The sequence below is a fragment of the Microbacterium sp. zg-B96 genome (genome assembly GCF_030246865.1).
In the GTDB taxonomy this organism is placed as follows: domain Bacteria; phylum Actinomycetota; class Actinomycetes; order Actinomycetales; family Microbacteriaceae; genus Microbacterium.
The window spans coordinates 1-13,797 of record NZ_CP126738.1 but is presented as its reverse complement, the minus strand read 5'-3'; the positions used below and the strand labels follow the sequence as shown (position 1 = coordinate 13,797).

Here is a 13,797-nt window from a genome sequence, read left to right as displayed (position 1 = left end):
TGGCCCGCATGGCACCTTCCGAAAACGGCGGCGACTCGGTCACCGAACGCAGCGAGGGCGACGCGACCCCCAACCCCGTCTGGTTCAAGCCCATCATGTTCGGGCTGATGCTGTTGGGCCTGGTGTGGGTGCTCGTCTTCTACCTGAGCAGCATGCAGTACCCGATCCCCGGCATCGACGCCTGGAACCTTGTGATCGGCTTCGGCATCGCCTTCATCGGCTTCCTGATGACGACGCGCTGGCGCTGATTCACCCCTCCACAGGTCGTCCCGCACCTGTGAATTACACCGGTGTGATTCATCCCCAGGCTGGGGATGAATCTGTGGATAACTTTCAGCCGTAGACCAGCACCGGCACAACGAGCAGTGCGAGAAGCCCCCCGGCGACCGCGATGAGCAGCCAGATCTGGCTGCGCCGCTGGCGTACCGCGCGCGTGCGCGCAAAGATGAGCCCGACCAGCGCGCCCACGAGGCCGCCGCCGATGTGGGCCTGCCATGAGATTCCCGAACCAGGCAGGAACGTGATCACGAGGTTGAGCCCCAGCAGGATCGCGATCGCGGTGACGTTGACGCCCAAGTGACGCCCGATCACGAACATCGCGCCCAGCAGGCCCCAGACCGCGCCCGAGGCACCCACGACCCACGTACCGGGTGCAAGCAACGCCACCAGCACCGATCCGCCCAGCCCGCTGAGCGCGTAGAGCGCAAGGAAGCGCCCGCGCCCCAGGAGGGGCTCGAGGCTCCGGCCCAGCGCCCACAGCGCCAGCATGTTCAGCAGCAGATGCCAGACACCCGCGTGCACAAGCGTCACCGTGAGCAGACGCCACGGCTGGAAACCCGGTCCGGGGAACAGGAATGCGCTGTTGAACGCCAGGTACGTGGACACCACGCCGCCGATACCGGGGATCATCGCGATGAGCGACACCACCGACGTGACGATCAGGAGCGCATAGGTCGCCAGCGGCCGCGTATCGGTGGACGTGGACTGCCACCGCGCCTTACGGCGCGATGGCATCCGCGTCACTTTCGCCGACTGCTGCTGATCGCGCAGGCACTCCGGGCAGATCACTCCGACCGGCATCTGCGTTTGGCATTCCGGGCAGATCGTCCGCAGACACCGCTGGCACAGCACGAAGCTCTGCCGGTCCGGATGCCGGTAGCAGAAATTCTCCGGATTGGTGCGGAAGTCCGCGGAAGTCACGATCGGGTTGTCAGACGGCGGTGACGTCGATCGAGGAGATCACAACCGGCTCGATGGGGCGGTCGCCGCCTGCCGTCGGAACCTTCGCGATCGCGTCGACGACGGCACGGGAGGCATCGTCGGCGACCTCGCCGAAGATGGTGTGCTTGCCGTTGAGCCACGGGGTGGGGTCGGTCGTGATGAAGAACTGCGAGCCGTTGGTGCCCTCGGCCTTGCCGGTGATCGCGTTACGGCGGAGCCCCGCGTTGGCCATGGCCAGGATGTAGGGCTTGCCGAAGTCCAGCTCGGGGTGGATCTCGTCGTTGAACGTGTAGCCGGGGCCGCCCACGCCCTGACCGAGGGGGTCGCCGCCCTGGATCATGAAGCCGGGGATGATGCGATGGAAGATGACGTCGCTGTACAGCGGGCCCTCGCCCGGCTTGCCGGTAGCCGGGTCGGTCCACGACCCGGTGCCGTCGGCGAGGCCGACGAAGTTCTGCACCGTGCGAGGTGCGTGGTCTCCGAAGAGATTGACGACGATGTCGCCATGGTTGGTGTGCAAGGTCGCGACCGCAGTGGGGAGTGCCATGTTGTACATTCTCGCAGAGTTATGCGCAACCCCTCCCGCCCAGGGGCAGGTCTGGCAAGATAAGGAGAAACGTCCCCGAGCGAAAAGGGAGGGCCCCTCGTGAGCCTCAGCCGCAAACGCAAGAAGGAACTCCGCAAGCTCCAGCAACAGGCCAACACGCTGTGGGAGTCGCAGCAGGTACTGGTTGGTGAGGCGGCACACGTCGCCAAGGAAGCGAGCCGTCAGCTCGGAAAGTACAACCGCGAGCAGGTCCTGCCGGCGATCAACACTGCCTACGGCCACTACGCAGCGCCGTACGTCACCAAGGCCGCGACCGTTTCGCGCAGCGTCCTCAACGACAAGGTGGTCCCCGCCGCCGGCGCCGTCGTCGGCTCCGCGATGTCGGTGTGGGATGCCGCGAACGACACCCGATCCCGCGTGGCCGCAGGTCGTGGTTTCGCCGCCCCCGACGTGGCGAAGTACTCCAAGAAGGCCGACAAGTACAGCAAGGATGCGGCGAAGAAGATCGCCAAGAAGCTGTCTGTCGTGGCCCCCGAGCCGAAGAAGAGCGTCAGCGCCGGTGGCGTCATCGCCATCATCCTGGGCGCTGCTGCGGCACTGGGCATCGTCTACGCCGCGTGGCAGACGCTGCGCGCCGACGACGAGCTGTGGGTGGCCGACGACCCGCTGAGCGCACCCGACGCTTGACGAGTCTCCCCGACGGTCTTTCTCGAGCCCGCGACGCCGCACAGGCGCGCGGGCTCGAGGTGTCTTTCCGGGAGCGTCCGGCCGCGCACAGCCTCCCCGAGGCGGCAGCCCTGCTGGGCCTGACCCCCGCGGACATCGTGAAGACCCTCGTGGTGGGGCGCAGCAACGACACGTATCTGTTCGTGCTCATCCCTGGGGACCGCGCGATCTCGTGGCCGAAGTTGCGCTCCGTCGTGGGCGTCAACCGGCTGCGCCTGCCGGATGCCGAGCACGCCTTGGCCGCCACCGGATACCAGCGCGGCACCATCGTGCCCATCGGCAGCACGACGGACTGGCCGGTGTTCGCGGACGAGCGCATCGTCGGCAAACACATCGCCATGGGTGCCGGCGCGCCCGGTTACAGCCTGTTCGTCGATGCCGACGCGCTCATCGCCGCCTATCAGGCCACCGTGGCCGACATCTCCACCGAGCTGGCTGCGGCATCCGTCAGCTGAGCTGAGCCATCTTCAGCGCGATGTCCACGAGCTTCACGCGCTGCAGGAGCCACACCCCGGCCAGCGGGAACCACTCGGCACGGTCAGTGGAACCATCCACCTCGTCGCGCAGCCGGCCCCCGGTGATGCGGGCGCTGTAGACGATGCGCAGCGTGTGCAGCGGACCCTCCCCCTCGGCGATGCGTCGGGAGGCCGGGATGACACGCGAGTGGATGCCAAGGACGGGCCCGACCGCGACGCGGTAGCCGGTCTCCTCGCGCACCTCGCGCCGCACGGCGTGCTCGGGGTCCTCGCCGTCCTCCAGGCCGCCACCGGGCATGGTCCAGCCGGAGTGGCCGTTCTGGTTCCAGTGGGCAAGCAGGACGCGCTCGTCGTCATCGGTGATGACGGCGTAGGCGGCGATCCGCATGTCCATGTCTGTGACTCTACCGAGCGGGGCGACATGGGCCTGGTGTCCGCGCCCACCGCCACAACTTCGGCGAACGTCACAACTTCGGACCATCCGGCCCCGCGGCATCCGAAGGACTGCCGATCTCCGAAGAACCGGTGCGCCGTCGCGGCAGTGCGAAGCCGGAAAACCGAAAAGCGCCGCCCGAGGGCGACGCTTTTCGAACTGTGGAGCCTAGGAGATTCGAACTCCTGACATCCTGCTTGCAAAGCAGGCGCTCTACCAACTGAGCTAAGGCCCCGGGGCTGTGGTGGGGCTACCAGGACTTGAACCTGGGACCTCTTCATTATCAGTGAAGCGCTCTAACCGCCTGAGCTATAGCCCCCTGCGCCGATTCGCATCGGCAACCTCCAAGACTTTACCCGACGCGACCCGGTTTCACGAAACCGACGACGCGCCGGGCGAGTCAGTTGGAGGTGAACCCGACGAGCAGCCCGCCGGTGATCTTCACCATGAGGTTGTAGATGCCCGCGACGACGGCACCGAGCACCGTCACCACGATGAGGTTGAGGATGGCCACGATCGCCGCGAACGCCATCACCTGGGGGAGCCCCAGGAAGGACGTGAGCGACCCCGTGCCGTCGGTGAAGGCCATGAACAGCTCGTCGACCTTGGCCAGCAGGGTGGTGGCCTCCAGGATCATGTAGACCAGGAAGATCGACACCACGGTCACCACGGCCAGCGCCACCGCAGCCAGGAACGACAGCTTCACCGCGGACCAGAAGTCCACGTAGACCAGCCGCAGGCGCACCTGCTTGGAGCTGGTCTTGCTTGAGGACTTCTTGGCCAGCTTGTCGGCTACCGTACTCATGCGTCAGTACTCTCTTCCGGGATCTCGGGGGAGGTGGTCCCGTCTGCGGGCTCCGTGGCCGGTGCGTCGGTATCTGCTGCTGCGGCATCCGCATCAGCTGCGGCGCTCTCTGCCAGGCCGCGCTCACCGTTACGGGCGATCGCGAGGATGCGATCCTCGTCGTCCGGTCGTGCGAAGACGACGCCCATCGTGTCACGGCCCTTGGCAGGCACCTCGGCCACGGCAGAGCGTACCACCTTGCCACTGGCAAGAACCACCAAGACCTCGTCGTCCTCGCCGACGATCAGGCCGCCCGCGAGGACGCCGCGATCCTCATTGAGTTTGGCCACCTTGATGCCCAAACCGCCACGTCCCTGGACGCGGTACTCGCTGAGTCGGGTGCGCTTGGCGTACCCGCCTTCGGTCACGACGAAGACGTAGCCGTCGTCGTGGGCGACGGAGGCCGACAGCAGGCTGTCGTCGCCGCGGAACGACATTCCCTTGACGCCCTCGGTGGACCGGCCCATCGGGCGCAGCGACTCGTCGGTGGCGGTGAAGCGCAGCGACATGCCGTGGCGGGAGATGAGCAGCACGTCGTCGGTCTCGTCGACGAGCAGGGCGCTGACGACCTCGTCGTCCTCGCGCAGGCGGATCGCGATGATCCCCCCCTGGCGGTTGGTGTCGTACTCGGTCAGCCTGGTCTTCTTCACCAGGCCGCCACGGGTGGCCAGCACCAGGTAGGTGGCCGCGGTGTAGTCGCGGATGTCGAGGATCTGCGCGATCTCCTCATCCGGCTGCAGCGCCAGCAGGTTGGCCACGTGCTGGCCCTTGGCGTCGCGCCCTGCTTCGGGGACTTCGTATCCCTTGGAGCGGTAGACCCTGCCCTTGGTGGTGAAGAACAACAGCCAGTGGTGGGTCGTGGTGACGAAGAAGTGCTCCACGACGTCATCGGCACGCAGCTGGGCGCCCTTGACGCCCTTGCCGCCCCGGTGCTGCGAGCGGTAGTTGTCGCTGCGGGTGCGCTTGATGTAGCCGGCACGCGTGACGGTGACGACCATCTCCTCCTCGGGGATCAGGTCCTCGATCGACATGTCGCCGTCGTAGCCCTGCAGGATGTGGGTGCGCCGTTCGTCGCCGAACTTGTCGACGATGCCGGTGAGCTCGTCGCGGATGATCTCGCGCTGACGCAGCGGGCTGCCGAGGATGTCGATGTAATCCGTGATCTTCAGCTGCAGCGCTTCGGCCTCGTCGATGATCTTCTGGCGCTCGAGGGCGGCCAGTCGGCGCAGCTGCATCGACAGGATGGCATCCGCCTGGTCGCCGTCGATCTCGAGCAGCACCTTCAGGCCCTCGCGCGCCTCGTCCGCGCTCGGCGAGCGGCGGATGAGGGCGATGACGTCATCCAGCGCGTCGAGCGCCTTGAGGTAGCCACGCAGGATGTGCATGCGCTTCTCGGCCTCGCGCAGGCGGTACTGCGTGCGTCGCACGATGACCTCGACCTGGTGGTCGATCCAGTGCGAGACGAAGCCGTCCAGCGGCAGCGTCCGCGGCACGCCGTCCACGATGGCGAGCATGTTCGCGCCGAAGTTCTCCTGCAGCTGGGTGTGCTTGTACAGGTTGTTCAGCACGACCTTGGCCACGGCGTCGCGCTTGAGCACGATCACCAGGCGCTGGCCGGTGCGGTCGCTGGTCTCGTCGCGGATGTCGGCGATGCCGGTGAGCTTGCCGTCGCGGGCGAGGTCGCGGATCTTCGCCGCGACGTTGTCGGGGTTGACCTGGTAGGGCAACTCGGTGATGACCAGGCAGTTGCGGCCCTGGAGTTCCTCGACGCTGACGACGGCGCGCATCGTGATGGAGCCGCGTCCGGTGCGCTGCGCGTCGCGGATGCCGCGGGTGCCGAGGATCTGCGCACCGGTGGGGAAGTCGGGGCCGGGGATGCGCTGCATGAGCGCTTCGAGCAGCTCTTCGCGGGACGCATCCGGGTTCTCCAGCGCCCACAGGGCACCGGATGCCACTTCACGCAGGTTGTGCGGCGGGATGTTGGTGGCCATGCCGACCGCGATACCCACCGAGCCGTTCACCAGCAGGTTCGGGAACCGCGCCGGCAGCACCGAGGGCTCCTGGGTGCGGCCGTCGTAGTTGTCCTCGAAGTCGACGGTCTCCTCGTCGATGTCGCGGACCATCTCCAGCGCCAGCTGGGCCATCTTGGTCTCGGTGTACCGGGGGGCGGCGGCACCCATGTTGCCGGGAGATCCGAAGTTGCCCTGACCGTCGGCCAGCGGGTAGCGCAGCGACCACGGCTGCACCAGTCGCACCAGCGCGTCGTAGATCGCGGTGTCACCGTGCGGGTGGTACTGACCCATCACCTCACCCACGACGCGGGCGCACTTGGAGAAGGCCTTGTCGGGGCGGTATCCGCCGTCGTACATGCCGTAGATCACCCGGCGGTGCACGGGCTTGAGCCCATCGCGCACGTCCGGCAGTGCCCGACCGACGATGACACTCATCGCGTAGTCGAGATAGCTGCGCTGCATCTCGACCTGGAGGTCGACCTGGTCGATGTTGCCGTGCTCGTACCCGGGAGTCGGGTCGGGGCGCTGGTCGTCAGTCATGTTCTCTCAGTTCCGGTTCGCTTGTGCAGCGCAGCTCAGATGTCCAGGAAGCGCACGTCTTTGGCGTTGCGCTGGATGAACCCGCGCCGCGCCTCGACGTCCTCGCCCATGAGCACCGAGAAGATCTCGTCCGCGGCGGCCGCGTCGTCGATCGTCACCTGACGGAGGGTGCGCGTCTGCGGGTCCATTGTGGTCTCCCACAGTTCCTTGGCGTTCATCTCGCCCAGACCCTTGTAGCGCTGCACTCCGTTGTCCTTGGGGATGCGCTTGCCGGAGGCCAGCCCTTCGGTCATCAGCGCGTCGCGCTCACGGTCGCTGTAGACGTACTCGTGGTCGGAGTTGGACCACTTGAGCCGGTACAGCGGCGGCTGGGCGAGGTAGACGAACCCGGCCTCGATGAGCCCGCGCATGTACCGGAACAGCATGGTCAGCAGCAGCGTGGTGATGTGCTGCCCGTCGACGTCGGCATCGGCCATCAGCACGATCTTGTGGTACCGCGCCTTCTCCACCGCGAAGTCCTCGCCGATGCCGGTACCGAACGCGGAGATCATCGCCTGGATCTCGTTGTTGCCCAGCGCCCGGTCCAGCCGCGCCTTCTCGACGTTGAGGATCTTGCCTCGCAGCGACAGGATCGCCTGGCGTTCGGGGTCGCGGCCGCTGACGGCCGAGCCGCCGGCGGAGTCGCCCTCCACGAGGAAGATCTCGCTGATCGACGGATCCTTGCTCGAGCAGTCCTTGAGCTTGTCGGGCATGGATGCCGACTCGAAGACGCTCTTGCGTCGTGCTGTCTCGCGTGCCTTGCGGGCCGCGAGCCGCGCCGTGGCGGCGTCGACGGCCTTGCCGATGACACGCTTGGCCTGCCCGGGGTTGCGGTCGAGCCAATCGGTGAGCTTGTCGCCGACGACCTTCTGCACGAACGCCTTGGCCTCGGTGTTGCCCAGCTTGGTTTTTGTCTGGCCCTCGAACTGGGGTTCGGACAGCTTCACCGAGAGCACGGCGGTGAGCCCCTCGCGGATGTCCTCGCCGGTGAGGTTGTCGTCCTTCTCCTTGAGCAGGTTCTGCGCGCGGGCGTACTTGTTCACCAGCGTCGTCAGCGCGGCGCGGAAGCCCTCTTCGTGCGTGCCGCCCTCGTGCGTGTTGATCGTGTTGGCGAACGTGAAGACGTTCTCGGTGTAGCTCGTGGTCCACTGCATGGCCAGCTCGAGCGAGATGTGGCGCACGGTGTCTTCGGATTCGATCTCGATGATCTCGTCGTTGACGACCTCGGCCTTGCGCACCTTGTTGAGGTACTCGACGTAGTCGACCAGGCCCCGCTCGTAGTGGAAGTCGTCGTGCGGGCGGCGCTCCTCCGAGGTGCCGTCCGGCTGGTCGACCACGTAGGCGGACTCGGGGCGCTCGTCGCTCAGCGTGATGCGCAGCCCTTTGTTGAGGAACGCGGTCTGCTGGAAGCGGGTGCGTAGCGTGTCGTAGTCGAAGTGGACCGACTCGAAGATCGTCTCGTCGGGCCAGAACTCGATGGTCGTGCCGGTCTCGGAGGTCTCCTCCATCATCGCCAGCGGCGCCTGCGGCACACCACCGGTGGCGTAGGACTGCCGCCACGCGTGACCCTGACGCCGCACCTCGACCTCGAGGCGGCTGGACAGCGCGTTGACGACCGATGAGCCGACGCCGTGCAGGCCACCGGAGACGGCGTAACCGCCGCCGCCGAACTTGCCGCCGGCGTGCAGCACGGTCAGCACGACCTCGACGGTCGACTTGCCCTCGGTGCGGTGGATGTCCACCGGAATGCCGCGACCGTTGTCCACCACGCGGATGCCGCCGTCGGCGAGGATCGTGACGTGGATCGTGTCGCAGTACCCGGCCAGAGCCTCATCGACGGAGTTGTCGACGATCTCGTAGACGAGGTGGTGAAGACCCCGCTCACCGGTCGAGCCGATGTACATGCCGGGACGCTTGCGTACCGCCTCGAGCCCTTCGAGTACCTGGATCTCATCCGCCCCGTACTCGGCGTGCGTGGCCGGCGCCGCGTGAGATTCGGGTTCTTCGGAAACGCTGTCGGGGTTGTCAGGCGTCATAGGTTTCGAGCGCTCCACATCGATCGTGCGTGAGCGTCCAGTCTACTGGGTTTCACTCACCGAACGGGGCATAAACGGCCCTGTAGCGCCCTGAAATCGCGTGGAATGCCCCAGATCGTGGGTTAGCCGTAGGTATCGCGAGGACCCCGCCCTGGAATCGCTCTGCGGCCCCATTTCCAGGAGGGAACGTCCGGCCCGATGAACCGGATGCTCGACACGCCCGCCTCAGGGAAGCGGCGCGCGATCTCCGAGACGATCGTCGCTCGCATCAGGGTGAGCTGGCGAGCCCATGCGGTGGAGTCGCACTGCACGGTGAGGATGCCGTCGCCCAGAGCGACCGGCGCCGCGTGCTGCGCCGTCTCGGCGCCGGCGACCTCATCCCACTGCAGGACGAGGTCTTCGCGGGCCAGTTGCGAGTCCCACCCGGAGGCCCGGGTGAGCGCGGCGACCACGTCGCCCAGGCCGTGCGGATCGCGACCAGAGGTGAACGGTGCGTTCTCGTCGTCGGTGACGCGGCGGCGTTTGCGGCGTGAGCCGCGGGTCGTCGGTTCCAGGCCCCGCAACCTCATGTAGGTCGCGATGGTTTCGGGAATACGCGCCGGATCAGTCATTTTCTGCCTCCAGGATGCGACCGGCATCCACCCGCACGGTGCGCGCACGCAGCGCGACCGGCACATCATCGTCGACGGCGGCGGTGACCACGACCTGCTCGTAGTCGGCGACCAGTCCTGCCAGGCGGCTGCGACGGTCGGCGTCGAGTTCGGCGAACACATCGTCGAGGATGAGTACCGGATCTCCCAGCCGCGACTCGGCGCGCAGCAGCTCTGCCGATGCCAGCCGCAGCGCGAGCGCGACCGACCACGACTCGCCGTGCGACGCATAGCCCTTCACCGGCAGGCCGCGCACCCGCAGCAGCAGGTCGTCACGATGCGGGCCGGTCAGCGTCAGGCCACGGTCGAACTCGGCGGTGCGGCGGGAGGCCAGTGCCGTGCGGAACAGCGCCTCGACGGCGGAGGCATCGGCCGCGGACGCCGCCGACGCGGCATCCTCCTCGGGATCGGTACCGTCCACCGACAGCGCCCAGACCATTTCCGGGCTGTGGTCAGCGCCGGCGATCGCCGCATACGCGGCGACGAGCGGACCGGTGAGCTCGGATGCGAGGGCCAGACGAGCGCGGATCACCTGCGTGCCGAGGGTGACGAGTTTGTCGTCCCACACCTCGAGGGTCGTGAGCGCGTCGCCGCGGATGCCGCGCGCCTTCGCCGATTTCAGCAGGGCGGTGCGCTGCTTGAGTACTCGGTCGTAGTCGGCAAGCACTCCGGCCATGCGCGGAGTGCGCTGGATGAGCAGTTGATCGGCGAACCTACGGCGAGCGGAGGGGTCTCCCCGGACGATCTGCAGGTCTTCCGGAGCGAACAACACGACCTGCGCGTAGCGCGGCAGTTCCGACGGCTTGACCGGCGCCCCGTTGACGCGCGCCTTGTTGGATCCCTGCTTGTTGACCTGGACTTCCAACTGCACACGCCGTTCACCGTGAGCCAGCCGAGCCCGAACGATCGCGGCATCCGCACCGTGACGCACCATCGGGGCGTCGTTGGACACCCGGTGCGACCCCAGCGTGGCGAAGAAGGCGATGGCTTCGACCAGGTTGGTCTTACCCTGGCCATTGCGGCCGACGAACACGTTCGCGCCGGGGAACAGCGCGACGTCGGCGACCGCGTAATTGCGGAAGTCCACGAGGCTGAGCTGCTCGACGATCACCGAATCACCCTAGTTCGCCGTTCCGACAGGTCGCCCGGGCCGGCTGCGGTGGTCAGCGCAGCAGAAGGTTCGGCTGCAGCAGGTACTTGAACGAACCCTCACCGGCGCGGTCGACGGAGGTCTGCGCCGTGATCAGCACGGGACTGAGCTTGTTGGCGTTCTCGCTCGAGGTGAACGTGATGCGCGTGAACTCGCTGCGCACCGCTCCGAGCGCCTCGATGAGGTACTGCGGGTTCAGGCCGAGAGTGACATCCTCGCCGACGAGCGTGGCATCCACCGACTCCGTCGCACGTGCCTGCTCGGTGCCCGAGGCATCCATCGAGACGCTGTCGACCGTGAAGGTGAACCGCAGCGGCGCAGATCGGTCGAGCACGAGCGACACGCGGCGCACGGCTTCGATGAGCTCGGCGGTGTTGACCACCGCGTGGTGCTCGGTCTGCTCGGGGAACAGCCGCCGCACCGGCGGGAAGTTGCCCTTGATCAGCAAAGACGTGACCGTCTTGTTGCCGGCCGTGAACGCGATGATCTCACGGTCGCCGGAGCCGGAGAAGGCGATCGAGATGTCACCGGAGTGCGCGAAGGTCTTGCCGACCTCGGTGAGCGTGCGTGCCGGGACGAGGGCGGTCGTCGACTCCTCGGTGGCCGCGGCTCCGCCGTCCCAGGGCAGTTCCCGCAGCGCCACGCGGTAACGGTCGGTGGCGACAAGGCTCAGCTGCGTGCCGGAGACCTCGAGCTGCACGCCGGTGAGCACGGGGGTCACGTCGTCGCGGGACGCGGCGAAGGCGACCTGTGCGATCGCGGTGCCGAAGTCATCGGCGGGGACCAGGCCCGATTCGCCGGAGACCTCCGGGATCGCGGGGTATTCCTGCACCGGCATCGACGACAGCGTGAAGCGGGCGGAACCACAGGTCAGCAGGATGCCGCCGTCGTCCTCGATGCTCATCTGGATCGGGGCGTTGGGGAGCTTGCTGGCGATGTCGGCGAGGAGGCGGCCGTGCACCAGGATCGTGCCCGGGTCATCGACCGTGGCCTCGATCGTGGTGCGGGCGGACGCTTCGTAGTCGAAGGCCGACAGCGACAGACCCGCTTCGGTGGCTTCGATGAGCACGCCGGCCAGGATCGGCTGCGGGTTTCGCTGCGGCAGAAGCTTCACGACGAACGACACGGCCTCGCTGAACACATCGCGATTGACGTGGAACTTCACTGGTGCTCCCTTGACGGCGGGTTGGGCTCCCATGCTACTGCCCAGGAGGCACTGGCCCGGAAGATGTGATTCCGGTTCCGGTCACGGTGATGGACTGGAAATTCATAGAGATGGTTCTGTCATCTTGTTAACGCCTGTGGAAACTGTGGATAACTTCCGCGATGCCAGTCGAGACACCGTAACGACAACCGTGTCATTTGTTAGCGGCGTGCGGATTGGCGTCTTTCCGCGGGTATCGGCGAGGTGCCGTTGCAGTGCCGTCCTCCACAGGCTGGCCCGATCTGTGCACAATCACGTCGGCGCGTCTCACATTTATCCACAGGTTTTCCACACTGTGCAGAACTGGGATGATGGCGCGCCGAGGCGCGCCTGTCAAGCGCGAGAGACACGAATACGTCGCTCGACGGGCATGCGGACCGCGGCATAGGCCTGCGGACGGCGGTCAGCGGCCGTTGCGGCCCAGCTGCGTGGTGATCTCGGACACCTGGTTGTAGATGGAGCGGCGCTCTTTCATGAGTTCGCTGATCTTCTTGTAGGCGTACATCACGGTCGTGTGGTCGCGGTTGCCGAACAGCTGACCGATCTTCGGCAGCGACAGGCTCGTGCGCTCACGGCACAGGTACATCGCGATCTGACGGGCCGTGGCGACGGCCTGGGACCTGCTTGAGCCGTAGAGATCGTCCACCGACAGCCGGAAGTACTGCGCCGTGGCGGTGATGATGTCGGTCGGTGAGACCACGTTGGCATCGTCGTGATCGATGATGTCGCGCAGCACGGTCTGTGCGAGGGAGATGTCCAGCGACGAGCGGTTGAGGCTCGCGAACGCCGAGACGCGGATCAGCGCCCCTTCGAGCTCGCGGATGTTCGACGAGACCTTCGTGGCGATGTACTCGAGAACCTCGTCGGGCACCAGAAGTCGCTCGGACTGCGCCTTCTTACGGAGGATCGCGATGCGGGTTTCGAGGTCGGGTGCCTGAACGTCGGTGATCAGACCCCACTCGAACCGACTGCGCATGCGGTCTTCGAACCCGGTGAGCAGCCGCGGCGGCAGGTCGCTGGTGATCACGACCTGCTTGTCGTGGTCGTGCAGCTGGTTGAACGTGTGGAAGAAGGCTTCCTGCGTCTCGGCGCGCCCCTGCAGGAACTGGATGTCGTCGATCAGCAGGATGTCGACTTCGCGGTAGCGTGCCTGGAAGGCGGCACCGCGGTTATTGGCGATCGAGTTGATGAAGTCGTTGGTGAACTCTTCGCTCGAGACGTATCGCACCCGGATGCCGGGGTACAGGCTCAGCCCGTACTCGCCGATCGCGTGCAGCAGGTGGGTCTTGCCCAGCCCGGAGTCGCCGTAGATGAACAGCGGGTTGTACGCCTTCGCGGGTGCTTCGGCCACGGCCACGGCGGCGGCATGCGCGAAACGGTTGGACTGGCCGATGACGAAGTTGTCGAAGGTGTACTTCGGGTTGAGCCGGGTGTCACTGCGGGAGGGCGGCGCGACCGGCTCGGGTGCCTCGGCGATCGGGCTGCGCACCACGATGGGAGCCGGCGCCGGCTGCAGCGGGATCGGTGCGGTCAAATGCGCGTCGGTCAGCTCGGGGTTGACCACGACGCGGAACGCGGAAGCTGCAGGTTCGGCGTCGACGCGGGCGAGGGCTTCCATGATGGGAGCGCGCAGCCGCTTGTTCAGCTGCGCCGCGGTCAGCTCGTTGGGTACGTCGAGATACAGTGTGCCGCTCATCACGCCCTGCGCGACGGCGAGACTGAGAAAGCCTTGCAACTGCGGGGTGACCCGCTCGTCGCCGGAGAGCTCGTCGAGCACAGCTCTCCAGACCGGTACGTCTGGAAGGTCGTGCTGTGACATTGCGCCTCCGGGGATCGATGCGCCGTGGCATCCGCCGCACTCGGAGGGGGCGGGCCTGTGGATAACGTGCGTGGGCAACGCTAATCAGGGAGGCTTCCCT

Annotated in this window: 13 protein-coding genes and 2 tRNA genes; 3 read left to right on the top strand and 12 right to left on the bottom strand. The window is 66.7% G+C overall.

Annotation, left to right across the window (positions count from 1 at the left end):
- Positions 1–8: 8 nt before the first annotated feature.
- On the top strand, positions 9–248 hold the full coding sequence (locus QNO11_RS00075; protein ID WP_257507222.1) for a cell division protein CrgA: 240 nt from the start codon (positions 9–11) through the stop codon (positions 246–248).
- A gap of 85 nt (positions 249–333) precedes the next feature.
- On the opposite strand, the gene QNO11_RS00070 is transcribed toward QNO11_RS00075, so the two are convergent.
- Both QNO11_RS00070 and QNO11_RS00065 read right to left on the bottom strand, forming a co-directional pair.
- Complete coding sequence (locus QNO11_RS00070) at positions 334–1,200, bottom strand: rhomboid family intramembrane serine protease (RefSeq protein ID WP_257507223.1); 867 nt, start codon at positions 1,198–1,200, stop codon at positions 334–336.
- A gap of 10 nt (positions 1,201–1,210) precedes the next feature.
- Positions 1,211–1,768: a peptidylprolyl isomerase gene (locus QNO11_RS00065; protein ID WP_257507224.1), complete on the bottom strand. Its 558-nt coding sequence runs from the start codon at positions 1,766–1,768 to the stop codon at positions 1,211–1,213.
- Between the two features lie 99 nt (positions 1,769–1,867).
- On the opposite strand from QNO11_RS00065, the gene QNO11_RS00060 reads away from it, so the two are divergent.
- Both QNO11_RS00060 and QNO11_RS00055 read left to right on the top strand, forming a co-directional pair.
- A complete protein-coding gene (locus QNO11_RS00060) occupies positions 1,868–2,455 on the top strand; it encodes a DNA helicase (RefSeq protein WP_257507225.1) in 588 nt (195 codons plus the stop codon).
- Positions 2,452–2,949: an aminoacyl-tRNA deacylase gene (locus QNO11_RS00055; protein WP_257507226.1), complete on the top strand. Its 498-nt coding sequence runs from the start codon at positions 2,452–2,454 to the stop codon at positions 2,947–2,949. Before QNO11_RS00060 ends, QNO11_RS00055 begins: the two co-directional genes overlap by 4 nt.
- Here the strand turns inward: QNO11_RS00055 and QNO11_RS00050 are convergent.
- The 10 genes from QNO11_RS00050 to dnaA all read right to left on the bottom strand — a co-directional run bounded on the left by QNO11_RS00050 (position 2,942) and on the right by dnaA (position 13,697).
- Positions 2,942–3,364 carry an NUDIX hydrolase gene (locus QNO11_RS00050; RefSeq protein WP_257507227.1) on the bottom strand — a complete coding sequence of 141 codons (423 nt, stop codon included), beginning with the start codon at positions 3,362–3,364 and terminating at the stop codon, positions 2,942–2,944. The two genes, QNO11_RS00055 and QNO11_RS00050, sit on opposite strands and share 8 nt — an antisense overlap.
- A 201-nt stretch (positions 3,365–3,565) precedes the next feature.
- Positions 3,566–3,638: transfer RNA gene (locus QNO11_RS00045), tRNA-Ala, on the bottom strand.
- Between the two features lie 7 nt (positions 3,639–3,645).
- Positions 3,646–3,722, bottom strand: a tRNA-Ile gene (locus tag QNO11_RS00040).
- An 81-nt stretch (positions 3,723–3,803) separates the two neighbouring features.
- A complete protein-coding gene (locus QNO11_RS00035; protein ID WP_257507228.1) occupies positions 3,804–4,208 on the bottom strand; it encodes a DUF3566 domain-containing protein in 405 nt (134 codons plus the stop codon).
- Positions 4,205–6,799, bottom strand: coding sequence for a DNA gyrase subunit A (gyrA, locus tag QNO11_RS00030; RefSeq protein WP_257507229.1), 2,595 nt, complete (start codon positions 6,797–6,799; stop codon positions 4,205–4,207). The genes QNO11_RS00035 and gyrA overlap by 4 nt, the downstream gene beginning before the upstream one ends.
- 35 nt (positions 6,800–6,834) lie before the next feature.
- Complete coding sequence (gyrB, locus tag QNO11_RS00025) at positions 6,835–8,874, bottom strand: DNA topoisomerase (ATP-hydrolyzing) subunit B (RefSeq protein ID WP_257507230.1); 2,040 nt, start codon at positions 8,872–8,874, stop codon at positions 6,835–6,837.
- Between the two features lie 122 nt (positions 8,875–8,996).
- Positions 8,997–9,485 (bottom strand): DciA family protein, encoded by a 489-nt coding sequence (locus tag QNO11_RS00020; RefSeq protein WP_257507231.1) that lies wholly within the window; start codon positions 9,483–9,485, stop codon positions 8,997–8,999.
- Complete coding sequence (gene recF / locus QNO11_RS00015) at positions 9,478–10,635, bottom strand: DNA replication/repair protein RecF (protein ID WP_257507232.1); 1,158 nt, start codon at positions 10,633–10,635, stop codon at positions 9,478–9,480. The genes QNO11_RS00020 and recF overlap by 8 nt, the downstream gene beginning before the upstream one ends.
- A gap of 52 nt (positions 10,636–10,687) precedes the next feature.
- Positions 10,688–11,839: a DNA polymerase III subunit beta gene (gene dnaN, locus QNO11_RS00010; RefSeq protein ID WP_257507233.1), complete on the bottom strand. Its 1,152-nt coding sequence runs from the start codon at positions 11,837–11,839 to the stop codon at positions 10,688–10,690.
- A 442-nt stretch (positions 11,840–12,281) separates the two neighbouring features.
- Positions 12,282–13,697, bottom strand: a complete 1,416-nt coding sequence (gene dnaA, locus QNO11_RS00005) for a chromosomal replication initiator protein DnaA (protein WP_257507234.1) — start codon at positions 13,695–13,697, stop codon at positions 12,282–12,284.
- Between the last annotated feature and the right edge of the window lie 100 nt (positions 13,698–13,797).